Below are 25,405 nucleotides of genomic sequence, written 5' to 3' on the forward strand. Positions count from 1 at the left end.
AAACATGTCCTCTTTTTTGCCCCAAAGTGACTACCGGACCAAAAACTGATTTTTCCACTCCTTGCACAGTTTTCTGAACGACCGACTTCCGTCAAAAGCTTGTTGTAAATCCATCGCTGCAGAGAGGGCCGGCTGATCCATTATTTCCTTATACGACTTCCCCGGCATATGTTCGCTCATCCATCCTTTTGCGTTTCGCGGCTCTTCCGCATCCATTTGAATGCCATCATAGATAAAGCCTCTTGCACCATTTAGAGAAGGCGCAGCAGCGATAAACCAGGCTTCATACTCTCGCTTGGCAATTACAACTGAAACATGGACATGAGGAATATAGGCACTGGCCCGGTTTTTTATCTGATCTGCAAGAACCACTGGGCAGTCATCATCTGCATCAAGCAGGATAAGCACCCAGTCGCCTTCTTCTACATTGCATTTGGCTGCCGCCAGCAACAAATGCTTTTTGAACTCATCTTCTTTGTTGATGAACCGATCTTTTCGTACTCGAATGGGTGTCGGGATATTGATATATTCGCCAGGAGCATACCATTCGGTCAGACGACGAAGAAGAATTGGCAACGCTTGAACTTCACCATCGCCCTCCACAACCGTTACCACCGCCGTCATTTCGCGCCTACTCCAAACAGATCTAGTTGACTACCTGCCTGTGCAGCTAGGACGTTCCTATTTGGGCTAAGTTGGTTCAACCTCAACAGCTCGCCTGGAGAAAAAATCTTCTCCCGAATCATGCTGCGGGAACCATCGTCTACCGGGGCAATATAAGTCTCGCCGCCTTCAGAGATAACGGACAAGAGCTCATCCCCCTGCAACTCCTGATCATCAAGCAGGTCTGGACTATGGCTAGTGACTATGACCTGAACCTGTTGTGATGCGCTTCTAAGTGCGACTCGGAGCGCCGCGCTAGCCGCAGGATGCAATGCAGTTTCCGGCTCTTCAATTCCGACCAATGATGGCGCGTACTCCAGAGTACCTTGGTATAGTGCAGCAAGAACCCCCAGTGCGCGCAATGTACCGTCCGACATATTCTGCGCGAGAAAGCGCCATGGGTGCTTAGCTCCCGCCATGTCTTGGCGGAATTCCAAGGTTTCCATTGGGCCAATTTGCTTGCGCTCAACGCCATGAACCATCGGGACGACTTGCTGCAGGTACTCTGTGATCAGCGACATAGTCTCGGGAGCAACCCGCTCAAGATGACCAATAACGCTTGAGATATTTTCACCCACAGGTTTTAGCAGCCGCCCCTCTTGTGGCTTTTGCAGATCACGCATTACTTTGGGATTGAGATTATAAAATCCCATGCAAGTGAGAGCGTCGAATACAGGGCGAAAAGAAGATAAACCCGACGCTGCGACTAAACCAAGCCGGTCCGCTGTGATAGCCGGAAAGGAGGTTTCGCTGGAAGCAGTAACAAGGCCTTTTTCTATTTTGAAATAGGGCCCGCGACCTACTCCCAGGATTGCACACTCCTCCTGGCGAACCTCGTAACCGCGACCAGCCAACGCCCCTATGTCGAACGCATAGTACCCTTGTTGACCATCTGCAAGACGAAACTCAAGTCTGATACCGAAATTCGTTGGATGGCCACTCGATCTTCTGCGTACCTCTGGAAGTCCACCCCGTTCGTTAAGCGCATTATCAAGTGAGCCGGCAAGCGCATCTTTGACGAGATGCATTGCATCCATGAAATTGCTTTTACCCGAACCATTGCTACCAACGAGATAGGTTAACGGGCCAAGCTTGACATCGCAGAAACCGATGCTTTTGTAATTTCGCAGAACGACCCGAGTGATGAATACTGCCTTGTTCATCCGACATTTCCTCGGCGTAGGGGTTGCTTGAAAAATAGAGCATATCGTAGCACGCCGAGGCATGAGGTAACATCGCCATCATTGGCCGACAGCGTGACGATCAACATCAATTTTCCAAAATTTTTCCCTATGATCCTGCGTAAGTCATGAAAGCAATGTGACCTTTTCCTATTTGCGCCGACTGCCGTCGTGCATCCAGCGCGCATGCTGCGGCGCTTTCTTAGTACGGTCCCACTCCTCCAGCATCGCCCACTTGACCTCGTCCAACTTGCGGTTCATCTCGGCGGTGGCGGTGTTGCAAGCCAACTCCACGCGGTGTCCGCTCGGGTCGAAAAAATAAATCGACTGAAACAGCGTATGGTCGATCGGCCCGATCACGTCGATGCCGTCGGCCATGAGTTTGGCTTTGGCGGTCAATAGATCGTCGATCGCGCCGACCTCCAAGGCCAAATGCTGCGTCCAGACGGGCGTATTCGGGTCGCGCCCCATCGGCGGCCGGGTCGGCAGTTCGAAAAACGCCAGCACGTTGCCGTTGCCCGCGTCGAGAAACACGTGCATGTACGGATCCGGCTCGCCGGTCGACGGCACCTGATCCTCGGCGATGGCCAGGATGAAGCGCATGTTCAAATACTTGCCATACCACTCGACCGTTTCCTTGGCATTGCGGCAACGGTACGCCACATGATGAATCTTGCGGATTTGCATAACGAGCACTCCAGGAGATTCCTCTATTGAAGACCAAGAATATTTATTGTACAAACCGCATTAAATAATGGATTTATAAGGTTTACCGATGAATATCTCGTTGCGTCAGCTGCGCGCCTTCGTCGCCGTGGCAAAAAGCGGCAGCTTCACCTTGGCGGCGGACAGCCTGTTCGTGACGCAATCGGCATTGAGCGGACTGATCAAGGAATTGGAAAGCGCGCTGGGTTTGAAGCTGTTCGACCGCACCACCCGGCGCATTCAGCTGTCGGACGTCGGCCATAGCCTCTACCCCCGTGTGGAAAACATTTTGCACGAACTCGACGGCGTGCTGGAGGAAGCCAGCAGTCTGCGCGCGCTCAAGACCGGCTCGGTCAGCGTCGCCGCGCCGCAGTTGATGGCGGCGACCTTTCTGCCGGAGGTCATGGCCGCGTACGGCGCGCGCCATCCGGGCGTGCGCGTGCGGCTGATGGACTGCGTGGTGGAGAACATCATGGCGCCGGTCTTTTCCGGCGAAGTGGATTTCGCCATCGGCCCGGAACGCAAACTGAACTCGGACATTCAAGCCGAGCCGCTGTTCGCGCTGCCCTTCATGGCGGTTTGCCCCGCCGGCCACCCGCTGGCGGCGCAAGACGAGGTCCGCTGGGCCGACTTGTTGGCCCAGCCGTTCATTTCGTTACGCGGCGAATTCACCCAGCGCCTGTCGGGCGATTTACTCCCGGTGTTTCGCGACCGGGCGCTGGAGCCCGGCATCGAAGTCACCTTCATGCCGACCGCGCTGTCGATGGTCAGCGCCGGTCTCGGCGTCACCGCCTGCATGCCTTACGCCGCGGCGATGGTGCGCCACTACGGCCTCGCCATGCGGCCGCTGACCGCGCCGCGCGTCACCCGGCGCTTTTTCATCTACACGCGCAAAGCGCGCGCGCTGTCACCGGCCGCGCGGCAGTTCCGCGATAGCCTCATCGCGTTTCTGGCGGAGCGCGACGACACGCTCTCGCCGCGCGCTCACTCGCCGGTGCCGCCGACGGTCAACCCGCCGTCGATGCGCAGCGTCGGCTGACCGACGCCGACCGGCACGCTCTGCCCTTCCTTGCCGCAGACGCCGACGCCTTGGTCGAGCGCCAGATCGTTGCCGATCATCGAAACATAATTCAGCACGTCCGGACCGTTGCCGATCAGCGTCGCGCCTTTGACCGGATAGGTCAGCTTGCCGTTTTCGATACGCCAAGCCTCGGAGGCGGAGAACACGAACTTGCCGCTGGTGATATCGACCTGGCCGCCGCCGAAATTGACTGCATACAGGCCGTCCTTCACCGAGGCGATGATTTCTCTCGGATCGTGCTGCCCCGCCAGCATATAGGTGTTGGTCATGCGCGGCATCGGGATGCTGGCGTACGACTCGCGCCGGCCGTTGCCGGTCGGCGCCGTCTTCATCAGGCGCGCGTTCATCGCGTCTTGCATGTAGCCGCGCAGGATGCCGTCCTCGATCAACGTGGTGCACTGGGTGGGATTGCCCTCATCGTCGATGGCCAGCGATCCGCGGCGCCCCGCCAGCGTGCCGTCGTCCACCACGGTGACGCCCCTGGCGGCCACGCGCTCGCCCAAACGGCCGCTGAACGCCGAGGTGCCCTTGCGGTTGAAATCCCCTTCCAAACCATGGCCGATCGCTTCATGCAGCAGCACGCCCGGCCAGCCTGGGCCGAGCACCACGGTCATCTGTCCGGCGGGCGCCGGCCGGGAGTCGAGATTGGTCAACGCCTGATCGACCGCTTGCCGCACGAACCGCTCGACCACCTCGTCGGTGAAATTCGACAGATCGTAGCGCCCGCCGCCGCCACTGGAGCCTTGTTCGCGACGGCCATTCTGCTCGGCGATGACATAGACCGACAGCCGCACCAACGGCCGGATATCGGCGGCGCGCACGCCGTCGTGACGCGCCAGGTAAACCACGTCGTATTCGGCGGCGAGGCCGGCCATCACTTGAATGATGCGCGGGTCCATCGCGCGGGCCAGTTTTTCCACCCGCTCCAGCAACGCCACCTTGGCGGCGGCCTCAAGGCTCGCGCAAGGGTCGATGGCCGGATACAGATCGCGCTTGGCGCGCCGCTCCGGCACCGTCACCGGCAGATGGCCCTCGTGGCTGCCGATGGCGCGCACCGCGTCGACCGCCCGCGCCAGCGCCGCGCCGCTGATATCGTCCGAATAGGCGAAGGCGGTCTTGTCGCCGCTGACGGCGCGGATGCCGACCCCTTGCTCGATGTTGAAGCTGCCGGACTTGACGATGCCTTCCTCCAGGCTCCAACCCTCGTTGCGGATATATTCGAAGTACAGGTCGGCATAGTCGATGTCGCGCCGGGCGATGCGGGCGAAGGCGGCTTCGAGGATGTCCTCGTCCAGGCCACTGGGTTTCAACAATAGCTGCTCGGCGGCGGCAAAGGCTTCTTGCATGACGGGCTCTTTCATTTCAGTACCCGGTGCGCCAAAGCGGGCAGGCGCGACCGGACGGATTGGATCAGGTTGGCGTCGATCTCGGCCAGCACCACGCCCTCACCTTCGGCTTGTTCGGCGAGAATGCGGCCCCAGGGGTCGATGATCATCGAATGGCCATGCGTGGCACGGCCGTTCTGGTGCCGCCCCCCTTGTGCCGAAGCGATGACGTAACATTGATTTTCAATAGCGCGGGCGCGCAACAGCACCTCCCAGTGCGCTTCGCCGGTGGTGGCGGTGAAAGCGGCCGGCAGCACCAGCACATTGAACGGCGCGAGCGCTCGGAAGAGTTCGGGAAAGCGCAGATCGTAGCAAATGCCCAACGCCAAGTCGCCCAGTTCGGTGTGGGCGCACACGGCTTCGCCGCCCGGCGTGATGGTATTGGACTCGCAATACGTCTCGCCCAGGCCGGAAAAACCGAACAGATGGATCTTGTCGTAACGCGCCGCCGGCACGCCGGTGGGATCGAACAGCCAGGTCGTGTTATAGACCTTGCCTGGCTCGGGCGACGCAAGCGGCACGGTGCCGCCGACGAGCCAAATGCCGTGGCAACGCGCCATATCCGCCAGCGCCTGTTGTAGCTCGCCCTGTCCCGGCATTTCGGCCAGCGCCACCTTATCATCCTCGCGCTCGCCCATCAGGCAGAAATACTCCGGCAGCGCCACCAGGCTCGCGCCACGCCGGGCCGCCTCGGCGACCAGCGCTTGCGCATCGCGCAGATTGCGGCGCCAATCGGTGCCGGACACCATCTGCACCGCAGCGGCAAGGTATTTGGTTTTCATGGCCGTTTCCATGGAATGTTGACCGGCGAAACCGGCTTGAGGCGGGTCACCACCGGCTCGGTGATCTTGCCGCTCACGCTGTAGTCCACCGAAAAAATCTTGCTCACCGGATCGCGCAGCACTTTTTGCGCCGCGAGCGCCGCCACGCCGACAACCGGGTTGATCAGCGCCGCGCCGGTGGCGAGCGCGACGCCTTCTGACAGATGCGGCTCGACATGCACCATCAGTTGCTGCGTTTCCGTGACCAGATTGACTTCGCCTTTGATGCCGACATCGGCGCCCGGCCCGCGCATGACCAAGTTATCAGATTTAAATATACCGTGATTGACCGTCGCGTCACCCCGCAATACGTCAAAGGCAAACCCATCGCTGAACACGTCGGTAAAGTCGAGATGGATGCGCCGCGGCAGCGACTGCAGGCTCAACACGCCCAACAGCCGCGCCACGCCTGGATCGACCTTGGCAAAACGGCCATCGGCCAGGTCCGTCGACACCTGTCCACTGATCTGAGCAGCGTCGAAGTCCGCCAGACCGCCAGGCCAGGACAACGCGCCACTGAGCGTGCCGTGCCCTTTGTCGAACGAGTCCTTGAGACCGGCACGCGTCAGCAGCTTGCCCAAATCCGCCGCCTGCACCTTGAAGCGCGTCTCGACCGACCCGGCGTCCAATACCCGCACCGAACCGGTGAAACTGCCCTCTGGCAAAGTCAGGCTGACATTATCCAACAGCCAGTCGCGCGCCGCGTAACGGGCGTTGAGCGCGAGACTGCCAATCGGGGTGCCGTGATACACCAGCTTGCCGACACGGATGTCCATAGCCGGCAGCGTCGAGGGCAAGCCGCCCGACAAGCCGCTCACGCCGCCACGCGGCAACTGGCTCAACGACAACAGGGGCAAGCGGGCATGGATGCTGCCGTTATTGCTCGGGTCGTAATCGATCGCGCCCTGCACCTCGGCGGCATCGATCATGGCGTGCCAAACGCGGTCATTGGGCTCGTGCCCCAACCATAAGCTCGCGCGATGCAACGTGTACGGTCCCCAACTGAGCAACGGGGTGCCCAATTCGACATGCAACAGCGGCAGCGAGGACATATCGCCGGCGCCGCTCGACGCGGCCATCACCCAGTCGCTCCAGGCGCGCGCGTCGATTTCCGGCAACGCCGCCTTGATGCGCACCCCGGGACCTGGCTGATCGCTCAAGGTTCGGCCGATCGCCACCTCGGTTCCCAGCACCGTGCCGTTAGCCGCGAAACGCGACCGCCCGGCGATCTGGCTGCCGGCGGAAAAATCGAGACGCATGCCGTCGCCGCCCCGTTCGGGCATCAGCGTCAAATTGAAAGGCAGCACCGCGGGCGCCGGCTTGGCCAGTGGCGCGGGCGCATCCAGCCCGGTGCCCGCCAGGTCGGATGCGACCTGCAAAAACTCCAAGCCGTTATGCAGGGTAAAACGCGCTTGATAGTGAGATTGCCCGCTGAAGTGCGGCGCCAGGAAGTCGACATAGCGCGCCACCACCTGGCGGCTGTCGGCCTGGCCGTCGACGCTGAAGCGCATGCGCGCGTTGGCGTCGCTGGCCGCCTTAAGAACGAAGGGCCCGCCAAAAGCCTTGAAAGCGATGCCGGAGGTGGCGACACCGTGTTCAGTGAAAGCCAGCGTGCCGTTGGCCGCCTGCAACGGCGGCAACGGCAGCGAGGTCATCGTCAGCTGATTGTCCATCAGATGCAACTGCCCGTTGACCTTGGCGGATTCCCGCCCCGCCAGCGGAATCGACAACGACAATCGCAAGGCCGCTTGTCCCGTGGCGCGGGTCTTGCCGAGAAATCCCGACAACCAGCCGTCCACCGGGCTCTTGACGGTATAGCGCAGCATTTGGGCCAACTCGCCCGCGCTTTGCCCCTGAATCTCCAGCCACGGCACGCCGGCGCCCAAATCGGGAATGCTGACCAGCACCTGAGTCAAGCGGTTGCCCAGCGTTTCCACCTGGGCCGAGCGGATGTCCATGCGTTCGTTGTGGAACGAAAGGCTCGCATCGAAGCCGGTCAGCGCCGGCCAGGCCTTGTCGAACAGCAAGGAGGCATTGCGCACCGTGCCCGTCACCAGGAATTCGCCCCCTTGCCCGCCCTTGAACGGGAAGCGGTCCAGGTCGCCGCGCAAGCGCAGCGCCGCGTTTTCAAGCACGCCCCCCTTGAGCGCGCCCTCAAGCCAGTGCAGCGTGCCGGCGCCGGCCTGATAGGGCAGATAGTCCGCCACGCGCGCGGCCGCGACCCGATCGATGCCGCCGCTCAAATCGATATTCCCGGCACCGCTGCCGGCACGGCGGTAATGTCCGCTGAATTGGCCGTGCAGATCGTCGTTGGCCAGCTGCAATTTATTGAGGTCGACCTCGACGCCCACCCCGCTCGTGCGCCAGCCGATATCGGCCAATAGCGCGGTAAAGCGCAGCGGTTTGGGGAACACGTGAGGCATCGTCACGCTATCGGCCGCCGAGAGCTGCAAGCGGCCGCCGTCCTGGTCGAACTTGACCGAGCCGCTGACGCCATCGACGCCAGGCACCTCGCCAAACGGCTGCCAAGCCAGCCGCGAGAAATCGGCGTCGAAGCGGTAACGGCTGGGCGCCTCCATCCGCCCCTCCCAGCCGACCGCCAGCCGCTGCAACTGCCCCGACGGCGCGAAATGGGCAAACAACGGGCTGCTATCCATGCCGAAAGCGTGCAGAAACGGCGTCAGGTGCGCCAGATTGACGTTATCGACGCGCATCTCTCCGCCGCCGACATTGCCGATGTTCCAATAACCGTCGATGTTCGAGTCCTCAAACACCGGTCCGCTCGCACTCAAAAGCGACAAATGGGTCGCGCTGAGCTGATAGCGGTCGCCATTGCGTATCAGCGACAGATGCCCCGCCAGCACCGGCACGGTCAACTCGGACGCGCCGGGCACCTTGTAGGCGGCGTTCTTGACCTGGACGTCGGCTTCCAGCCGGTTGACATGACCGCCACTGAACGACAGATCGACCGTGCCATCGCCTTCGCCGCTGCTCAACAGGCCGAAAGACTGCAGATAGCGGCTCCACGGCGTCACGCGGGCCCCGTGCAGGCTGGCGCTCAGGCTGCCGCGCCATTGTTGCCACTGGTCAAGCTGGTCGCCATGCCAGCTGCCGGAAAGCTCGACGCTGTCGCCGACGGCGGCTGGCGGCTTGCCGGAAAGCCGCAAGTCGTGGCCGAACAGGCCATTGCTCAGTTCGAGCTGGCCCTCCGTCAGCGTGATCTTTGGCAACCCCAGATATTCGTCCTGCCAGGCGATGCGCGCGCCGGTGACAACGATACTGTTCTGCCGCAGCAGCCAATCGCCCGGATGGGTCTTGCCCGCAGCGCGATTGCCCGTGCCGGACAGCGGAAAGCCATTGAAATAGAAGCGTCCGTCAGACCCGCGGTGAATGTCGAGCGACGGCGAGGTCAGCTCGATCAGCGCCAGGCGCGGTTCGAAGGCAATCAAACTTTGCCACGACGGCACCAGCACGACCCGATCCAGCGTCAGCGGCGCCCCGCGCGGATCGGAGATCGACAGCGCGGAGAGTTCGAAGCGCGGCGCCAAACCATCCCAGCTGCCCGCCAGCCGGCCGATGCGCACCTGACGGCCCACCGCCTGCCCCGCCTGCTGTTCGAGCGCGACGCGGTAGCGGTCCAGATTGGGCAGCACTTGGAAGGTAAACAACAGGAAACCCGCCGCGACGGCAAACGCCGCCACGCCGACAATCCAAACCAGCAGCCGCAGCAGTGCCTTGAGGGTGCGGACAACCGGAAGATGACGCAACCAGCCGATAAGCTTTTTCAACGGAGACAAACCAGTACAATGGAGGGAGACATGTCAGCACATTCTCTCGGGATCCCGAAACGCGGAGACATTATGCCATCAAACGCCGGCAGTGCCAGCGCCATTGACAAAGCAACTGGCTTTTCTCGCTATTTGTCGCGACTCTTGCAGGCTCATCCGGAGGAAGGCGCGCGGCTGCAGCGGGATCTCGCCCTGCCGTTCGACCGCGCGCAAATGCAGGCTTTCGCCGACTGGCCGGCGCTCGATACGCCGGAGACGCTGGCGCCGGCGCTACGCGCCTTGCGCCGCGCCGTCATGGCAAGACTGATCGGACGCGACGTCGGCGGCTTGGCCACGCTCGACGAAGTGGTCAGCACCATCTCGCTGCTCGCCGAATTCGCGATCCATACGGCGCTGCCGGTGGCGTGCCATGCGCTGGCGCATCACGGAACGCCGATCGGCGAGGACAGCGGCGAGCCGCAGACGCTGATCGTGATCGGCATGGGCAAGCTCGGCGGCGGCGAACTCAACGCCTCCAGCGACATCGACCTCATTTTCATTTACCCGGAAAACGGCCAAACCGACGGCGCGAAACGCATCGGCAACCACGAGTATTTCTGCCTGGTGGGCAAAAAACTGATTGCGCTGCTCAACGACGTCACCGCCGACGGCCAGGTATTCCGGGTCGATATGCGTCTGCGGCCCTATGGCGACTCGGGGCCGCTGGCCATGAGCTTCAGCGCGCTGGAAAACTATTTGCTGACGCAAGGGCGCGAATGGGAGCGCTATGCGTGGATCAAGGCGCGCGCGTTGACCGGCGACGCCGCCGGCCTATCGGAGCTCGTCCGCCCGTTCGTCTACCGCAAATACCTCGATTACAACGCCTATGGCGCCATGCGCGAGCTGTCGAGCCAGATTCGGCGCGAAGTGGCCCGGCGCGATCTGGCCGACAACATCAAGCTGGGGCCGGGCGGCATCCGCGAAATCGAGTTCATCGCCCAAGTGTTCCAACTGATCCGTGGCGGCCGCGAAAAAAGCCTGCAGCTATTCGGCACGCGGGAAACGCTCGCGCGGCTGGCCGAATTGCGCTTGCTCGAACCCTCGGCGGTCGCCGAACTCGCCGACGCCTACACGTTCTTGCGCAATTTGGAACACCGGCTGCAATACGTCGACGACCAGCAGACCCAAACGCTGCCGGCCGACGCCGAGGCACTGGAGCGCATCGCCGCCAGCATGGACTTCGCCAGCACCGATGCCTTTCTGTCGGCCCTCACCCGCCATCGGCGCCACGTCACGCGCCATTTCGAACAAGTCTTCTTCCTGCCGACCGAGAGCGCGCCCGATCATCCGCTGACCGCGCTGTGGCGCGACATCGGCGAGAACGACATCCGCCCCGCCCTGGCCGAGCACGGCTACCAGCATCCCGACGACGTGGCCCGACTGTTGCATGGGCTGTCGACCAGCCAGCGCTATCAGCAGATGGCGCTGGCCAACCGCAAACGGTTCGACGCGCTGATCCCGCCGCTCATCGAGGTCTGCGGCCATTTTCCCAATCCGGACGCCACACTGTCGCGCGTGCTGACCCTGCTTGAGGCCATCAGCCGGCGCGCGCCTTACCTGGCGCTCTTGACCGAATACCCGCAGACCCTGCAGCGATTGGCATCGCTCTCGTCGGCCAGCGCCTGGGTCTCGACCTATTTGACCCGCCACCCGATTCTGCTCGACGAGCTGTTGGACGCCCGGGTGCTCTACGGCCCGCCCGATTGGCCGGCCATCGCCGCGCAACTGGAGCAACAGCTGGCCGATTGCGAGGGCGATGTCGAGGCCAAGATGGACACCCTGCGCCATGTCCAGCATGCGCAGGCCTTTCGCCTGGTGGCACAGGATCTGGCCGGCATGTGGACGGTCGAGGCGCTATCGGACGAGCTGTCGCGCCTCGCCGATCTGATTCTCGACGCCACCTTGCGCCATGCCTGGCGCGATATCGCCAGCCGGCACCGCGAGACGCCCGCCTTCGCCGTGATCGGCTACGGCAAGCTGGGCGGCAAGGAACTGGGATATGCCTCCGACCTGGACGTCATCTTCCTCTTCGACGACCCGCATCCGGACGCGCCGGAGCGCTATGCGCGCCTGGCGCGCAAGATGGTGACGTGGCTGACCAGCACCACCGCGGCCGGCGGCCTGTACGACATCGACCTGCGCCTGCGGCCCAACGGATCGAGCGGTTTGTTGGTCAGCACCATGCAGGCTTTCGAACAGTACCAGGAGAAACAGGCCTGGGTCTGGGAGCACCAAGCGCTGACCCGCGCGCGCTTCGTGGCCGGCGACCGGCACATCCACCAGCGCTTCGACCGCGCCCGCCGCGCGATTCTCGCGGAGCCTCGCGATCCGGCGGCATTGGTCGACGAGGTGCGCGCCATGCGCAAGCGCATGCTGGAAACCCACCCGGCCGACCCGGCCGACGTCAAGCACGCGCGCGGCGGCCTGGTGGACATCGAATTCATCATCCAGTACCTGATCCTGGCGCACGCCGGCACGCTGCCCGCCTTGACCGCCAATACCGGCACCATCGCGCTGTTGGCGGTGGCGGCCGAGGCGGAGCTGATTCCCGCCGACCTGGCCGAAGCCGCGCGCCAGACGTATCGCTACTGCCGGCGGCTGCAGCATGCGGCCCGGCTCAACGAGGCGCGGCGCTGCGAAGTGACGGCCGAACTGGAAGAACACTACCGCCAAGCCCAGGCGCTATGGCACTATTTATTCGGAACGAACTGATTTATGTATTGCCACTAACGCGGCGTTATAATTGCCGCTACACAAAATATACAAACGGAGAAACTAATCATGTCGATGGCAGACCGAGACGGATTCATTTGGTACAACGGCGAACTGGTCGAGTGGCGCTCGGCCACCACTCACGTCCTGACACACACGCTGCACTACGGCATGGGCGTGTTCGAGGGCGTGCGCGCTTACGAAACCGCCCGCGGCCCGGCCATCTTCCGCCTGCAGGACCACACCGACCGCCTGTTCCGCTCGGCGCACATTCTCGGCATTCAACTGCCGTTCAGCAAAGAAGACATCAACCGCGCCCACCACGAGGTGGTGACAGCCAACAAACTGTCGTCCTGTTACTTCCGCCCGATGGCCTTCTACGGTTCCGGCAAGCTTGGCGTGGCGCCGCCGGCCAACGACGTTCAAGTCATCGTGGCCGCTTGGCCGTGGGGCGCCTACCTTGGCGCCGACGGACTGGAGAAAGGCATCCGCGTCAAGACCTCGTCCTTCACCCGGCATCACGTCAACATCACCATGTGCAAGGCGAAGGCCAACGGCAACTACATGAACTCCATCCTGGCCAACACCGAGGCCACGCGCGACGGTTATGACGAGGCGCTGCTGCTCGACGTCGAGGGCTATGTGGCGGAAGGCTCGGGCGAAAACGTCTTCATCGTGCGCCGCGGCAAGCTGTATACTCCCGACCTGACCTCGGCGCTGGAGGGCATCACGCGCGATACCGTGATCCAGCTCGCCGCCGAAATGGGGCTCGATATCGTCGAGAAGCGCCTGACGCGCGACGAAGTGTACAGTGCCGACGAGGCGTTCTTCACCGGCACCGCGGCCGAAGTCACGCCGATTCGCGAATTGGATGGCCGCCAGATCGGCAGCGGCACCCGCGGACCGGTCACCGCCGAGATCCAGCGCCGTTTCTTTGACTGCGTCAAAGGCCTCGACGCCAGCCACGACGCTTGGCTGACCTACGTGAAATAAGCAAGGAACCGCGAATCATGCCCGAATTGAAACCCAACACCGAGCGCCAGATCGAGATTACCGCGGCGGACCTGCCGTTGGCTTGCCCGATGCCGGACATGCTGAAGTGGAACGCCCACCCTCGTGTCTATCTGTCGCTGGACGAGCACGGCGAGGCGCGATGTCCCTACTGTTCCACCCGCTACCATCTGCAAGGTGGCAAGCCGGACGGGCACCATTGAGCCGCCAGTGCTTTGTTGAAGGGTGCCTGGCACCCTTTTTTAATTGAATCCGAACCGCATGAAAAAAATCCTGGTCATTGCCCCCTCCTGGGTCGGCGACAGCGTGATGGCCCAGCCGCTATACCGGCGGCTGCATGAGCTCCACGGCGAGCTCGAACTGCATGTCTTCGCGCCGCAATGGACGCTGCCGCTTTTGGCGCGCATGCCCGAAGTGGCACAGGCGCATCTCAACCCGTTCGGCCATGGCGCCTTGAGCCTGGTGGCGCGCTGGAAGACCGCCCGCCAGCTGGCCAAATACCGCTTCGATCAAGCGATCGTGCTGCCCAACTCGCTCAAGTCGGCGCTGATCCCGCTCTTCGCCGGCATTCCCAGCCGCACCGGCTTCATCGGCGAATCGCGTTACGGTCTGCTCAACGATTGGCGCGAATTGGACGAAAACCGCCTGCCGATGATGGTGGAACGGTTCTGTGCGCTGGGCACCCACCGCGGCCAAGCGCTCAAGCGCCCTATTCCCTACCCGCGGCTGACCGTCGAAGCGGCGCGCCAAGACGCGACGCTGGCCTCCCTATCGCTCACGGCCGACAAGCCGATCGCCGCCTTCTGCCCGGGCGCGGAATATGGCCCGGCCAAGCGCTGGCCGGCGCGCCACTTCGCCACGCTGGCCAGCCGCTTCGCCGAAGCCGGGTTCCAAGTTTGGCTATTCGGCTCGGCCAAGGACGCCGAGATCGGCGCCGAGATCGACCGGCTGTCAAACGGCGTGGCCGTCAATCTCTGCGGCCGTACCGGCCTGGACCAGGCGATCGATCTGATTGGCCTGGCGGATATCGTCGTGTGCAACGACTCCGGCCTCATGCACGTGGCCGCCGCGCTCGACAAACCGTTGGTGGCGCTCTATGGCTCGTCGAGCCCGGACTTCACCCCGCCGTTGTCCGACCGCGCCGAAATCGTCACCTTGGGCCTGGAATGCAGCCCCTGCTTCGAACGCGTCTGCCCGTTCGGCCATACCGACTGCCTGGAGAAGCTGGCGCCCGAACTGGCGTGGCAGGCCGTCGCCAAACTATTGCCCAGACTGCAGCCCTCCCTCGACACAGAACATGAATAACCTCGCACACGACCATAACAGCCGCCGCATGGAACTGGTGCTGGCCGCCGCCAGCCTGTTCCGCGATCAAGGCTACGAACGCACAACCGTGCGCGACTTGGGCCACGCGGTCGGCCTGCAATCCGGCAGCCTGTTCTATCACTTCCGCAGCAAGGAAGAGATTCTGGTGGCGGTGATGGCGCTGGGCATCACCCGCACCACCGAGCAGCTCGAGTCGGCGCTTGCCCGCGCAGACACGCTCAACGCCAAGCTCGCGGCCTTGTTTCATGTGCATTTGCATTCGCTGTTGGGTGAAAACCAGGCGGCGCTCGAAGTCATGCTGTACGAGTGGCGCAGCGTGAGCGAAGCGGCCCGCCCGGGACTCATCGTGCTGCGCGACCGCTATGAGGCTTTGTGGCAAGGCGTGCTGGACGAGGCCGCCGCCGCGGGTCTGGTCAGAAGCGACACGCGGCTGTTGCGCCGCACCTTGCTTGGCAGCCTGCACTGGACCGTGCAGTGGTTCCACCCGGACGGCGACATGAGCGTCGACGAGCTGGCCGAGCGGATGCTGGCGCTGGTCCTACGCGAGGAAAATACGGCAACACGCTGATTTTTCTTGTTTTATGGGTTAAGCTAGAAAAAGGTTCCTTGACGGAGTCAGGTTATGCCGCAACCCATTGCCAGCCTTCCCGCCAGTGTCGCCACTGGCATCCAGGCGCAGCAGGCGGCCCAACAAGCACAGGCGGCCGACAACAGCCGCAAGCAGCAAACCACGCAGACCGCCGCCACCCAGCAGGTGGAAGCGCCCGCGCCCAAAGCCGTGGTCCAGACGCAGCAGAATCAGCAAACCGCGCGCGTCGAGGCCGAGCTGCGGCAACAGCTGACCACCGCGCAAGCCAACGTGGCGACGCAAAGCCGTGGACAACCGACGCCGACGCCGCCGCAAACCCTGCAGGCGGAAAACAATCAAACCCAGCAAGCCGAGGCAACGCGCGCCGACGCCAAGCGCCAGGCCGCCGCGGCGCAAAATCAACGGCAAGCCCAGGCCGAGCAGGACCAGAAAACGCAACAAACCGAACAGCAGACGCGGCAGGCGGCCGCCCAGGCGGAAAAATCCCGCGCGCCCAATCCCGAAACCATCGCGCAACACTATCAAGCGACGCAAATCGTGTTGCAGCCAGCCAGCACCAACACCCATCAGGTCAACACGCAAGCGTAGGTCTCCATGTTCAGAGGGTCCCTAACGTCGCCGGACCCATTCGGCGAAGGTCTCGTCTTCAAGACGGTACTCACCCAAGGCGAGCCGCGTCACCACATTCGCCGCCTGAAGACGCCTCAGGGCATGGCTGACCGTGTTTTTGGTCACCGCCTGACGAAGCAATGACGATAACTTGGCCTGCGCGGGCGCTGCATACAAATCCGACTCGCCATGCACCAGCAACGACAAGACAGCTTGATCGGCGGGAAGCAAATTGTTCCATTGCTTCAAAAAATGCCCATCGGAAAACACTGAAGCCTTAGTATGCGCCAGCGCCGCTGCTTCACCCTCCATTTGGTAGAGCATATAGCGCTCGATAAAGCGTTTGAAAAACTCTGGCGTGCGGTGCAGTTCGTCAAAAGCGCGATGTGCATAGTCCAGACTCAAAGGCATCCTTGCCATGCTGTTGGCAAGCTCGGTGGTAAACGAGACAAACTCCGCACCCAATAGCGGAAACGGCTCCAAGGCCGCCCAGTTATAGAATGGCTCTAGCGGACGGGCAAACATATCCCGTAATGTCGTCTCCGAACTCCCGGCAAAAATCACCTTGATCCGATCTTTCCGGATATCGAGTGCCGAACGCAGGGCATGGGAAAAATCACTATGTTCCGCGCTAGCAAGAACCTGTGCTTCGTCTATCGCCAACAATAAGGGCTGCTTCTGCCGATCCAATTGCGCGAGCACATCTTGCAGGGCCAGCACCCCCTCTACCGCCGCCGAGGTCAGCTCCGCCTCAAACCCGCCTTCGACACCACCGGGGATGCTTGCACTGGCTCTGACCCGCTTGACCGGCGCACGAAATTTGGCGAGCAACGCCTGCACACCCTGAGGCTTGAGCGCCATGGCCAGCGCCGAGACGAGCGCGCTATCGGGTGCGGCACGGTTATCCCATAGATTGGTATAGGCAACGAGATAGCCCTGTTTGGCGGCAGCCGGCAACAAGTCCCGGCACAGGAACTCCGTCTTGCCCATCCGGCGGCGGGCAAACAATCCGCGCGCGGACGTGAGCTTTAAATCGAACATAGCGAGATAAGCTTCGGCCAGCGCCGGGCGCGGGAAATGCCAGGGATCGGCAAGGACAGTTTCCATTTTTCTCATTATTTTTGAGAAGTATCAAAATTGATGATACTAAATGATACTGGAAGGGATGGGGCATACACAACGTCAAAATTGAAGCTCGCCGAACGAACAGATGAGAAGTATCAAAATCGATGATACTTGATGATACCAACCGGGGAGCGGACGCTCCCCGCCTCGGTTAGCGCCTTATTCGGCAGTTAAAATCACGCACCCCGCCACCCGTCTCGTGCGCACCACTTCCGGGAAATACAGCCAAGATCGCTCCGAATCGACGCGCAGCGACGCCCACGGCAGACGGCTGTCGACGATCAGCCGGCAGATGCCGGGGTCGGCTTGGCCCGCGCGCGGCGCGCACAGTTCCGAGATCAGAGCGAACAGCGGCAGTTGCCGGAGGTCGCGGTTTGAAGCGGCGGTGGGGATTGCAGTACGATGCGAGATAGCCATTCAACTTCTCCGAGTAAAAGGGATAAGGAGTTGCGTGGTCAGCGGTCCGGGGGTGTTCCTAGGCACCCTCGGGCCGCGCCTGTTTGCGGCTGATGCCGCAAACCAAAAGCCTAGGGAGCAAGCGGAAAAAAGACAAGCCAGCACGGCTGTCAGTAAAATCTGAAACTGAGCTGACCTGCTCCCTTGAGACGGTCAACGCACTGGTCTACTATGCGGGCAAATCATCGCCATCGGGTGGACATCATGCCTTTGCATCGGTTTGGCTGGCTGCAGAAAACCGTCCGTCATTCGATCGACCTTCAACACGAGCAGGACATCCTGCTGCGCCGCGCCGCGGACCTTGCCGGCCAATCCACCGCGCAATTCATCATCGACAGCGTCTGCAAAGCGGCCGAACGGACCGTGCTCGATCAGCGCCACTTCGTCGTCTCCGGCAGCGAACGGCAGAAAATCATCGCGCTGCGCCAGCGCGTCGCGACGCCCTCCCCGGCCCTATGCCGTTTGTTGACCCAAAAAGCGCCATGGGAAGGCGAATCGGCGCTGCATGCGCCAGAACCGCTGGCGCCGGCGCATTCGATCGTGCAATTCGACTGCGGACGTCCGGCGCTCAACGACTGGCTCGCGCACCGCGCGCGCCAGGCGCAGCTGAAGAACGCGGCGCGCACCTTCGTGGTCAGCGCCCAAGGGCGCGTTGTCGGTTACTTCAGCCTGAGCGTCGGTCAGATCGACTCGCGCGAATTTCCCGGCTACGGCACGCCGGCCGTCGACCGGCAGATCTTCCCCCTGCCCATCGCCCTGCTGAACCGCCTAGCGGTCGACTCGCTCTATCAGCACCAAGGGCTTGGCCGCGCGCTGTTGCGCGACGCCATCCTGCACGTGCTGTCGATCAGCGAACAGATCGGCGTGACGGCGCTACTGATCCAGCCGCTCAACGAGCCGGCGGCGCGCTTCTACCTCGCGTGCGGCTTCATCCAGTCGCCGGCCGCCTACAAACAACTGATGCTGCCGTTCGAGGACATGCAAGCGGCGTGGCGCGACGCGCAAACGCCGGCGCTGACGCAGCGCCAGGCTTGATCGAAGTATTTACGTGGTCTTTACACGCCTCATGCTAGCCTGACGTTAGCGTTACTCACGAAAGGCCGCCATGGATCCGCGTCATCTCTGGCTGTATGGGGTGTTCCTGTTTGCCGTTACGCTATGCGTGCGTCCGCTGGGACGCTATCTGACGCACGTTTTCAACCGCGAACCCACCTTGCTCGACCCGCTGCTGCTCCCGCTGGAACGCCGGCTTTACCGCCTTGCCGGCATCCATCCGCAACAGGAGATGTCCTGGCAAGCCTATACCGGCGCGCTCATCGTCGCCGGGCTTCTGGGGGTCGCTTTCGTCACGCTGATGCTGTTGTTGCAGCCGCTAGGCCAACCCGCCGATCCACACTATCGCCCCGGCCCCTTGTCTTTTCTGCTGGCGCTGAACACCGCCATCAGTTTCGCCACCACTACCACGTGGCAAGCCTATAGCGGCGAATCGGCGCTTAGCTACCTGAGCCAATCGCTGGCGCTGACGTCGCAGAATTTCCTTGCCGGCGGCGCGGGCCTGGCGGTCGGCATCGCCTTTATCCGCGGCTTCAGCCGCCGCCACTGCGATACCTTGGGCAATTTCTGGGTGGATCTGACCCGTGCCGTGCTGTGGGTATTGCTGCCGATGTCGCTCGTGGGCGGCCTGCTGCTGGTCTGGCAAGGCGTGCCGCAGAACTGGCATGCGTACATTCCGCTCAAGACGCTGGCGGGAGCGGGGCAGCTGTTGCCGCAAGGCCCGGTCGCCTCGCTGGAATTCATCAAAAACCTCGGCACCAACGGCGGCGGCTTTTTCGCCGCCAATGGCGCGCATCCCTATGCCAATCCCTCCGGGCTCAGCAACCTGATCGGCATGCTGGCGATCGTGCTGCTGCCCGCCGCGCTCACCTACACCTTCGGTCAGATGACACAGCGCCAAGCGCACGGCTGGGTGCTCTATGGCGTCATGGTTACGCTGTTCTGCGCCGGCCTGGGGCTGCACGACCGCGCAGAGCAGGCCGGCAACCCGCGCTTGGCGGCGCAGGCCATCGCGCAACAAGAAAGCCCCTGGCAGAGCGGCGGCAACATGGAAGGCAAGGAAACGCGCTTTGGCATCGCCTCGACCACCCTCACGGCCATCGTCACCTCCAATACCGCCACCGGCTCCATCAACCAATCGATCGACAGCGACACGCCACTTGGCGGGGGGGTGCTGCTCATCAACCTGCTATTGGGCGAAGTGGTGTTCGGCGGCTTGGGCAGCGGCCTTTACAGCCTGGTGCTGACCGCGTTGGTGGCGGTGTTCGTGACCGGGCTGATGATCGGGCGAACGCCGGAATATCTCGGCAAAACCCTCGGCCCCCAGGAAGTCAAACTGATTGCGCTCTACACGGTGATCGCCCCCGCGGTGATCCTTCCGCTCGGCGCGCTGGCGCTGATCGCGCCCGCCGGGCTCGCCGGCCTCGCCACCAATCAGGGCGCGCACAACCTGACTGCCGTACTGATCGCCTACGCTTCCTGTTTCGCCAACAATGGCATGAGCTTCGGCGGCATGAGCGTGGACAGCCCGTTCTATCACCTCACGACCATGCTTGCGATGCTGGCCGGCCGCTTCGGCCTCGCGGCGCCAATCCTCGCCCTTGCCGGGTGTTTTGCCCGTCAGGGGCGCCGGCCGCAATCCGCCGGCACGCTGCCCACCGACGGCTGGGGCTTTGGCGGCGTGATCCTCGCCACGCTCTTGCTGGTCGTCGGCTTGAGTTTTCTGCCCGTATGGGTGATGGGCCCCCTGGTGGAGCATCTGCAGATGCTAAAAGGCCCATGAAGCGGCTGCTTCATGGGCCTTGGGAAAACAACAATTACCGTACCGAATGCTTAGGCGCGAACGTCGACGTTTTGCCCCAAATGCGCCGGGTTCGACGCCGTCGACTGGATCTGTTGCGATTCCTGTACGGCGGAATTCAACAGCGGCAGCACGGCGGCAGCGTCGGCGCTCTTGGCCTTATTGAGCACGGAAACCTGGATGGCCTGCGATACACCGCTGCCATCACTACCGATATTTGCTACTTGACTGGCAATGTTCATGCCCCAATCTCCCGAGAAAGCGCTTACTGCTTTAAGGCCAAGTGTAGCTGGCCATCTCACTGCTGTCAGGCCAAACTGCTAAAATAGTCCTGACTCATACTAAAACTGCAACAGGAAGACCACGATGACCCAATCCCGTCACAGCCGACTTTTGATCCTCGGCTCCGGCCCGGCCGGCTACACCGCCGCCGTCTATGCCGCCCGCGCCAATCTGCAGCCCGTCATGATCACCGGCCTCGCGCAAGGCGGTCAGCTGATGACCACCACCGAGGTCGACAACTGGCCGGCCGATGCCGACGGCGTGCAAGGCCCGGAACTGATGGCCCGCTTCCAGCGTCACGCCGAACGTTTCGGCACGGAAATCCTGTTCGACCACATCCACACTACCCATCTGACCGAAAAACCGATCCGGCTGGTCGGCGACGCCGGCACCTATACCTGCGACGCCCTGATCATCGCCACCGGCGCCTCGGCCAAATACCTCGGCCTGCCGACGGAAGAAGCCTTCATGGGTAAAGGCGTATCCGGTTGCGCCACCTGCGACGGCTTCTTCTACCGCAACCAGGACGTCGCCGTGGTCGGCGGCGGCAACACCGCCGTGGAAGAAGCGCTGTACCTGGCCAATATCGCCCGTCACGTCACCCTGATTCACCGCCGCGACAGCTTCCGCGCCGAAAAGATCATGATCGACAAGCTCAACGAGCGCGTAGCCGAAGGCAAGATCAGTCTCAAACTGCACGCCGTGCTGGACGAAGTGCTCGGCGACGACAGCGGCGTGACCGGCGCCCGTATCAAATACGTTATCGACGGAAAAACGGAAGACTTGAGTCTTTCCGGCGTTTTTATTGCCATTGGCCATCAGCCGAACACCGAGATTTTCAAGGGACAGTTGGAAATGGACACCACCGGCTACCTGATCACCCAAGGCGGCAATGCCGGCAATGCCACGGCAACCAGCCTGCCGGGCGTGTTCGCCGCCGGCGACGTGCAGGACCACATTTATCGTCAGGCGGTAACCAGCGCCGCCTCGGGCTGCCAAGCCGCGCTGGATGCGGAACGTTACCTCGACCAGCTGAAGTAAGTAAGCGTGTTGAAATCGCTCAAGGACAAGTTGCGCGCGCGCGGGGCGATCAAGGCGCCCTCCGCGCCGACCCCGGCGCCGCTACCGGTCCCTGAGCCCGACGCGGACTTCCAACGCGAAATGCGCGGCGTCACGCCGCTCGCGGATGATGGCCGCGTCCACTTCCCGCTTCCCCGTCCGAGCCCCCATCCGAAGAAACGGCCGCGCAACCCCGCCGGCGACGTCAGACAACACGCCGTCGGCTGGTTCGAACCCGCCGAGGAAGCGCAGCAATTCATCCGCGCCGGCATGCAAAACGGCACCTTGCGTAAATTGCGCGCCGCGCATTGGCCGGTATGCGCCGAACTCGACCTGCACGGTCTAGACCGTTACCAAGCACAGGACCGGCTGGCGGTGTTTCTGCACCACGCGCGCCAGCACGGCCAATGCGTGCGCATCATCCACGGCCGCGGCATCGGCTCCAACGGCGAGCCGGTGCTCAAACGCACCACGCGGCTATGGCTGACGCACCACCCGGATGTGCTGGCCTGGTGCGACAGCAACGACGGCGGCGCCTTGCTGGTACTGCTGCGTAAAATGACTGATTGATTATTCATATGCACTTCATGCTAATCTTAGATAAAACATGGAGACATCCAGCCGCAAACAGCGCGTCACATCAGCATGAGAAGATTGCGAACCACCACTGACGCCACAGGAGTGTTTATGCAAGATGAGCTGTGCCCCGATTTCACCCTTCCCGCCACCTCGGGCAAAACCTTCACTCTGGCCGGCGCGCCTCGGCCTCTGGTGATCTACTTCTACCCCAAGGACAACACGCCGGGCTGCACCAACGAAAGCATCGCCTTCCGTGATCTTTACCCGGCCTTCCAGGCCAAGGGGGCGGAGATTGTCGGCATCTCGCGCGACAGTCTGAAATCGCACGAAAACTTCAAAACCAAATTCTCGCTGCCGTTCGAATTGCTGTCCGACGGCGAGGAAACCGTTTGCCGGCTGTTTGACGTCATCAAGACCAAAAACATGTACGGCAAAAAGGTGCTGGGCATCGAGCGCAGCACCTTCGTCATCGGCGCCGATGGTCGGGTGGCGCACGCATGGCGCGGCGTTAAGGTACCCGGCCACGCAGAGGAGGTGTTGGCCGTCGTCGAGTCGCTGTAAACCTGGCAGTGCCCGATGCCCGGCGCCTTATCCAGGCGCCGGATAGGATCTTGAAGCTAATAAGGGATATCCATCATGGCAAGCCGCAAAAAAAACAAGAACGTTAAACTGTTCGTTCTCGATACCAACGTTCTGCTGCATGACCCCACCTGCTTGTTCCGCTTCGAAGAGCACGACGTTTTCATCCCCATCATCACCCTCGAAGAGCTCGACGAGCATAAGAAGGGCATGTCCGAAGTCGCCCGCAACGCTCGCCAGGCCAGCCGTTTCCTCGACGAGATCGTCAGCGGCATCGAAGCGCATATCGAGTCGGGCATCACCCTCAAGGCGGCGAGCAAGAACGCCGCCAGCGGCAAACTGATCCTGCAGACCCAAGCCATCCACAGCGTATTGCCCGCCTCGTTGCCGGTCGGCAAGGCCGACAACCAGATTCTCGGCATCGTCGCGGCGCTGCGCGACCTGCATCCCGACCGTCCGGTCATTTTGGTGTCCAAAGACATCAACATGCGCATCAAGGCGCGCGCGCTCGGCCTGTCGGCGGAGGACTACTTCAACGACAAGGTGCTGGAAGACACCGACATCCTGTACACCGGCACGCGCGAGATCGACACCAGCTTCTGGGAGCGCAACGGCAAAGACTTGAAGTCGTGGCAGGACAAAGGCCGCAGCTATTACCAGCTGCGCGGCCCGGACACCGCCGCACTGCACGTCAATCAGATGCTGTGGCAAGAGGGCGAGACGCCCTTGCAGGCGCGCGTCTTGAGTCTGACGGGCAAAGACGCCGTTCTGGAGACGTTGAAGGATTACTCCCATAGCAAAAACAACGTCTGGGGCATCACCGCGCGCAACCGCGAACAGAATTTCGCCCTCAATCTGCTGATGAATCCGGAGATCGACTTCATCACCCTGCTCGGCCAGGCCGGCACCGGCAAAACCTTGTTGACGCTCGCCGCCGGGCTTGCGCTGACGCTGGAACAGAAAATCTACAGCGAAATCATCATGACGCGCGTCACCGTGCCGGTGGGCGAGGATATCGGCTTCCTGCCCGGCACCGAGGAAGAGAAGATGGCGCCGTGGATGGGCGCGCTGGAGGATAACCTGGACGTGCTCAACAAGACCGACGACGACGGCGGCGACTGGGGCCGCGCCGCGACGCGCGACCTGATCCGTTCGCGCATCAAGGTCAAGAGCCTGAACTTCATGCGCGGCCGCACCTTCCTCAACAAGTATCTGATCATCGACGAAGCGCAGAACCTGACGCCCAAGCAGATGAAGACGCTGATCACCCGCGCCGGCCCCGGCACCAAGGTGGTCTGTCTGGGCAATATCTCGCAGATCGACACGCCCTACCTGACCGAAGGTAGTTCGGGCCTGACCTACGTCGTCGACCGCTTCAAGGGATGGGAGCATTCGGGCCACATCACGCTGCAGCGTGGCGAGCGTTCCCGCCTGGCGGATCACGCGGCAGAGGTTCTGTGACCCCGAAACTGGAGCTGATCCATCATGCGGCACAGGGGGCGGCGCGGCACGCGCCGCCCCTTTTGTTCTTGCACGGCGCCTTTTGCGGCGCCTGGTGCTGGCAGCCGCACTTTCTGCCCTGGTTCGCTCGCCAAGGCTACCAATGCTGGGCGCTGAGCCTGGAAGGGCACGGCGCGAGTTCCGGCCACGACTACCTGTCGGCCATCAGCATCGACGATTACCGCAAGAATCTGGCCTGGGCCATACGCCAGCTCGACGCGCCGCCGGTGGTGATCGCCCATTCGATGGGCGGCTACGTGCTGCAGCAATACCTGCGCCACGCCAGTCTGCCGGGCGCGGCGCTCCTCGCCTCGGTGCCGCCGGTCGGCCTCGCCGCCTCCAGCCTGCGCCTGTTGGCCCATGCGCCGGCGCTGTTCGTCAAACTCAACCTGTACCAGCACGGCCAATACAACCCGGACTTCAACGAGCTGCGCGCGCTATTGTTCTCCGCCGATACGCCGGATGACGATGTCGAATGGATGATCCGACATAGCCAATCCGAAAGTCAGCGCGCGCTGATCGACATGACGCTCGTCAATCCGCTCGCGCTCGGCCGCACGCATCCGCTGCCGACCCTGGTGCTCGGCGCCGCCGACGACGCGCTGATCCACGCCGACGACGTGGTGGCCACGGCGCGCCATCTAAACGTCAATGCGGAGATTCTGCCCGGCATGGGACACATGATGATGCTCGACACCCGTTGGCAAGCGTGCGCCGAACGCATTGCCACGTGGCTTGGGACACTGGAAACCGCCCACACGACTTAGCGCTATGGCGCGTTGCTTCGCGAACGCGCCCTACTTCCTCGCCCCGCCGACGCTTGACGCAAAAAACCCCGGCGCCGGGCCGGGGCTTTGTAGGCATCGCTGAGAGCTTCTCAGCCTAGGCGGGCGATCTGCTCGCGCAGTTTGCCCAGGCGCGCGTCCAGCTCGGCTTGTTGCGCGCGGTCGCGTTCCACCAGATGCGCCGGCGCGCGGTCGACGTAGCCCGGCTTCTCCAGCTTGGCCATCAGCTTGGCGTATTCGGCCTCGGTTTTGGTCAGATCCTTGGTCAAGCGCGCG

Annotated in this window: 24 protein-coding genes; 14 read left to right on the top strand and 10 right to left on the bottom strand. The window is 62.5% G+C overall.

All coding sequences use genetic code 11. From position 1 onward, the window contains the following. Positions 1–30: 30 nt before the first annotated feature. From JOZ06_RS12655 to JOZ06_RS12665, 3 genes are all read right to left on the bottom strand, one after another. A complete protein-coding gene (locus tag JOZ06_RS12655) occupies positions 31–624 on the bottom strand; it encodes a DUF4276 family protein (protein WP_293232946.1) in 594 nt (197 codons plus the stop codon). Continuing rightward, entirely contained in the window at positions 621–1,826 is a 1,206-nt protein-coding gene (locus JOZ06_RS12660; RefSeq protein WP_293232947.1) for an AAA family ATPase, read from the bottom strand. Before JOZ06_RS12660 ends, JOZ06_RS12655 begins: the two co-directional genes overlap by 4 nt. A gap of 168 nt (positions 1,827–1,994) precedes the next feature. Further along, on the bottom strand, positions 1,995–2,531 hold the full coding sequence (locus JOZ06_RS12665) for a VOC family protein (protein ID WP_293232949.1): 537 nt from the start codon (positions 2,529–2,531) through the stop codon (positions 1,995–1,997). 88 nt (positions 2,532–2,619) lie between these two features. Here JOZ06_RS12665 and JOZ06_RS12670 point away from each other — a divergent pair, with 88 nt between their 5' ends. Then, positions 2,620–3,588: a LysR family transcriptional regulator gene (locus JOZ06_RS12670; protein ID WP_293232951.1), complete on the top strand. Its 969-nt coding sequence runs from the start codon at positions 2,620–2,622 to the stop codon at positions 3,586–3,588. Here the strand turns inward: JOZ06_RS12670 and tldD are convergent. From tldD to JOZ06_RS12685, 3 genes are read right to left on the bottom strand one after another with little or no spacing between them, the layout of a single operon-like run. Then, positions 3,534–4,976, bottom strand: coding sequence for a metalloprotease TldD (gene tldD, locus JOZ06_RS12675; protein ID WP_293232953.1), 1,443 nt, complete (start codon positions 4,974–4,976; stop codon positions 3,534–3,536). The two genes, JOZ06_RS12670 and tldD, sit on opposite strands and share 55 nt — an antisense overlap. Positions 4,977–4,987: 11 nt before the next feature. Next, positions 4,988–5,797, bottom strand: a complete 810-nt coding sequence (locus JOZ06_RS12680; protein ID WP_293232955.1) for a carbon-nitrogen hydrolase family protein — start codon at positions 5,795–5,797, stop codon at positions 4,988–4,990. Then, positions 5,794–9,624 carry a YhdP family protein gene (locus JOZ06_RS12685; RefSeq protein WP_293232957.1) on the bottom strand — a complete coding sequence of 1,277 codons (3,831 nt, stop codon included), beginning with the start codon at positions 9,622–9,624 and terminating at the stop codon, positions 5,794–5,796. The genes JOZ06_RS12680 and JOZ06_RS12685 overlap by 4 nt, the downstream gene beginning before the upstream one ends. Before the next feature lie 72 nt (positions 9,625–9,696). Here JOZ06_RS12685 and glnE point away from each other — a divergent pair, with 72 nt between their 5' ends. The 6 genes from glnE to JOZ06_RS12715 all read left to right on the top strand — a co-directional run bounded on the left by glnE (position 9,697) and on the right by JOZ06_RS12715 (position 15,889). Beyond that, positions 9,697–12,375: a bifunctional [glutamate--ammonia ligase]-adenylyl-L-tyrosine phosphorylase/[glutamate--ammonia-ligase] adenylyltransferase gene (glnE, locus tag JOZ06_RS12690; RefSeq protein WP_293232958.1), complete on the top strand. Its 2,679-nt coding sequence runs from the start codon at positions 9,697–9,699 to the stop codon at positions 12,373–12,375. A gap of 69 nt (positions 12,376–12,444) precedes the next feature. Beyond that, the gene (locus tag JOZ06_RS12695; RefSeq protein ID WP_293232960.1) at positions 12,445–13,368 is read left to right on the top strand and encodes a branched-chain amino acid transaminase; all 924 of its coding nucleotides are present in this window, start codon (positions 12,445–12,447) and stop codon (positions 13,366–13,368) included. Positions 13,369–13,385: 17 nt separating this feature from the next. Then, positions 13,386–13,589: a zinc-finger domain-containing protein gene (locus JOZ06_RS12700; protein ID WP_293232962.1), complete on the top strand. Its 204-nt coding sequence runs from the start codon at positions 13,386–13,388 to the stop codon at positions 13,587–13,589. Positions 13,590–13,647: 58 nt separating this feature from the next. Continuing rightward, positions 13,648–14,691, top strand: a complete 1,044-nt coding sequence (gene waaF / locus JOZ06_RS12705) for a lipopolysaccharide heptosyltransferase II (RefSeq protein ID WP_293232964.1) — start codon at positions 13,648–13,650, stop codon at positions 14,689–14,691. Further along, a complete protein-coding gene (locus JOZ06_RS12710) occupies positions 14,684–15,280 on the top strand; it encodes a TetR/AcrR family transcriptional regulator (RefSeq protein ID WP_293232966.1) in 597 nt (198 codons plus the stop codon). Before waaF ends, JOZ06_RS12710 begins: the two co-directional genes overlap by 8 nt. 54 nt (positions 15,281–15,334) lie before the next feature. Continuing rightward, on the top strand, positions 15,335–15,889 hold the full coding sequence (locus tag JOZ06_RS12715) for a hypothetical protein (RefSeq protein ID WP_293232968.1): 555 nt from the start codon (positions 15,335–15,337) through the stop codon (positions 15,887–15,889). A 21-nt stretch (positions 15,890–15,910) separates the two neighbouring features. On the opposite strand, the gene JOZ06_RS12720 is transcribed toward JOZ06_RS12715, so the two are convergent. Both JOZ06_RS12720 and JOZ06_RS12725 read right to left on the bottom strand, forming a co-directional pair. After that, positions 15,911–17,017, bottom strand: coding sequence for a hypothetical protein (locus JOZ06_RS12720; RefSeq protein ID WP_293232970.1), 1,107 nt, complete (start codon positions 17,015–17,017; stop codon positions 15,911–15,913). A 177-nt stretch (positions 17,018–17,194) separates the two neighbouring features. Next, the gene (locus tag JOZ06_RS12725) at positions 17,195–17,452 is read right to left on the bottom strand and encodes a hypothetical protein (RefSeq protein ID WP_293232972.1); all 258 of its coding nucleotides are present in this window, start codon (positions 17,450–17,452) and stop codon (positions 17,195–17,197) included. A 243-nt stretch (positions 17,453–17,695) separates the two neighbouring features. On the opposite strand from JOZ06_RS12725, the gene JOZ06_RS12730 reads away from it, so the two are divergent. Continuing rightward, positions 17,696–18,526, top strand: a complete 831-nt coding sequence (locus JOZ06_RS12730) for a GNAT family N-acetyltransferase (RefSeq protein WP_293232974.1) — start codon at positions 17,696–17,698, stop codon at positions 18,524–18,526. Between the two features lie 70 nt (positions 18,527–18,596). Then, entirely contained in the window at positions 18,597–20,327 is a 1,731-nt protein-coding gene (kdpA, locus tag JOZ06_RS12735) for a potassium-transporting ATPase subunit KdpA (protein ID WP_293232976.1), read from the top strand. A 50-nt stretch (positions 20,328–20,377) separates the two neighbouring features. Here kdpA and JOZ06_RS12740 read toward each other — a convergent pair whose 3' ends face one another. Further along, positions 20,378–20,587, bottom strand: a complete 210-nt coding sequence (locus tag JOZ06_RS12740; protein ID WP_293232978.1) for a hypothetical protein — start codon at positions 20,585–20,587, stop codon at positions 20,378–20,380. 124 nt (positions 20,588–20,711) lie between these two features. Between JOZ06_RS12740 and trxB the strand changes: the two genes are divergently transcribed. From trxB to JOZ06_RS12765, 5 genes are all read left to right on the top strand, one after another. Beyond that, positions 20,712–21,668 (top strand): thioredoxin-disulfide reductase, encoded by a 957-nt coding sequence (gene trxB, locus JOZ06_RS12745; protein WP_293232980.1) that lies wholly within the window; start codon positions 20,712–20,714, stop codon positions 21,666–21,668. A gap of 6 nt (positions 21,669–21,674) precedes the next feature. Continuing rightward, positions 21,675–22,256: a Smr/MutS family protein gene (locus JOZ06_RS12750; protein ID WP_293232982.1), complete on the top strand. Its 582-nt coding sequence runs from the start codon at positions 21,675–21,677 to the stop codon at positions 22,254–22,256. 117 nt (positions 22,257–22,373) lie between these two features. Beyond that, complete coding sequence (locus JOZ06_RS12755) at positions 22,374–22,826, top strand: peroxiredoxin (RefSeq protein ID WP_293232984.1); 453 nt, start codon at positions 22,374–22,376, stop codon at positions 22,824–22,826. A 75-nt stretch (positions 22,827–22,901) separates the two neighbouring features. Continuing rightward, positions 22,902–24,305 carry a PhoH family protein gene (locus JOZ06_RS12760; protein WP_293232986.1) on the top strand — a complete coding sequence of 468 codons (1,404 nt, stop codon included), beginning with the start codon at positions 22,902–22,904 and terminating at the stop codon, positions 24,303–24,305. Further along, positions 24,302–25,111, top strand: coding sequence for an alpha/beta hydrolase (locus JOZ06_RS12765; protein ID WP_293232988.1), 810 nt, complete (start codon positions 24,302–24,304; stop codon positions 25,109–25,111). The genes JOZ06_RS12760 and JOZ06_RS12765 overlap by 4 nt, the downstream gene beginning before the upstream one ends. A 110-nt stretch (positions 25,112–25,221) precedes the next feature. Here the strand turns inward: JOZ06_RS12765 and JOZ06_RS12770 are convergent. Continuing rightward, positions 25,222–25,405 (bottom strand): hypothetical protein (locus tag JOZ06_RS12770; RefSeq protein WP_293232990.1); only part of this gene is annotated, 184 nt, incomplete at its 5' end.

The organism is Paludibacterium sp. (assembly GCF_019232825.1).
GTDB lineage: Bacteria > Pseudomonadota > Gammaproteobacteria > Burkholderiales > Chromobacteriaceae > Paludibacterium.

Excerpts from the sequence above, each read along its gene's own strand:
- JOZ06_RS12655 (WP_293232946.1), bottom strand. The coding sequence starts at position 624 with ATGACGGCGGTGGTAACGGTTGTGGAGGGCGATGGTGAAGTTCAAGCG.
- JOZ06_RS12660 (WP_293232947.1), bottom strand. The coding sequence starts at position 1,826 with ATGAACAAGGCAGTATTCATCACTCGGGTCGTTCTGCGAAATTACAAA.
- JOZ06_RS12665 (WP_293232949.1), bottom strand. The coding sequence starts at position 2,531 with ATGCAAATCCGCAAGATTCATCATGTGGCGTACCGTTGCCGCAATGCC.
- JOZ06_RS12670 (WP_293232951.1), top strand. The coding sequence starts at position 2,620 with ATGAATATCTCGTTGCGTCAGCTGCGCGCCTTCGTCGCCGTGGCAAAA.
- tldD (WP_293232953.1), bottom strand. The coding sequence starts at position 4,976 with ATGCAAGAAGCCTTTGCCGCCGCCGAGCAGCTATTGTTGAAACCCAGT.
- JOZ06_RS12680 (WP_293232955.1), bottom strand. The coding sequence starts at position 5,797 with ATGAAAACCAAATACCTTGCCGCTGCGGTGCAGATGGTGTCCGGCACC.
- glnE (WP_293232958.1), top strand. The coding sequence starts at position 9,697 with ATGCCATCAAACGCCGGCAGTGCCAGCGCCATTGACAAAGCAACTGGC.
- JOZ06_RS12695 (WP_293232960.1), top strand. The coding sequence starts at position 12,445 with ATGTCGATGGCAGACCGAGACGGATTCATTTGGTACAACGGCGAACTG.
- JOZ06_RS12700 (WP_293232962.1), top strand. The coding sequence starts at position 13,386 with ATGCCCGAATTGAAACCCAACACCGAGCGCCAGATCGAGATTACCGCG.
- waaF (WP_293232964.1), top strand. The coding sequence starts at position 13,648 with ATGAAAAAAATCCTGGTCATTGCCCCCTCCTGGGTCGGCGACAGCGTG.
- JOZ06_RS12710 (WP_293232966.1), top strand. The coding sequence starts at position 14,684 with ATGAATAACCTCGCACACGACCATAACAGCCGCCGCATGGAACTGGTG.
- JOZ06_RS12715 (WP_293232968.1), top strand. The coding sequence starts at position 15,335 with ATGCCGCAACCCATTGCCAGCCTTCCCGCCAGTGTCGCCACTGGCATC.
- JOZ06_RS12720 (WP_293232970.1), bottom strand. The coding sequence starts at position 17,017 with ATGGAAACTGTCCTTGCCGATCCCTGGCATTTCCCGCGCCCGGCGCTG.
- JOZ06_RS12725 (WP_293232972.1), bottom strand. The coding sequence starts at position 17,452 with ATGGCTATCTCGCATCGTACTGCAATCCCCACCGCCGCTTCAAACCGC.
- JOZ06_RS12730 (WP_293232974.1), top strand. The coding sequence starts at position 17,696 with ATGCCTTTGCATCGGTTTGGCTGGCTGCAGAAAACCGTCCGTCATTCG.
- kdpA (WP_293232976.1), top strand. The coding sequence starts at position 18,597 with ATGGATCCGCGTCATCTCTGGCTGTATGGGGTGTTCCTGTTTGCCGTT.
- JOZ06_RS12740 (WP_293232978.1), bottom strand. The coding sequence starts at position 20,587 with ATGAACATTGCCAGTCAAGTAGCAAATATCGGTAGTGATGGCAGCGGT.
- trxB (WP_293232980.1), top strand. The coding sequence starts at position 20,712 with ATGACCCAATCCCGTCACAGCCGACTTTTGATCCTCGGCTCCGGCCCG.
- JOZ06_RS12755 (WP_293232984.1), top strand. The coding sequence starts at position 22,374 with ATGCAAGATGAGCTGTGCCCCGATTTCACCCTTCCCGCCACCTCGGGC.
- JOZ06_RS12760 (WP_293232986.1), top strand. The coding sequence starts at position 22,902 with ATGGCAAGCCGCAAAAAAAACAAGAACGTTAAACTGTTCGTTCTCGAT.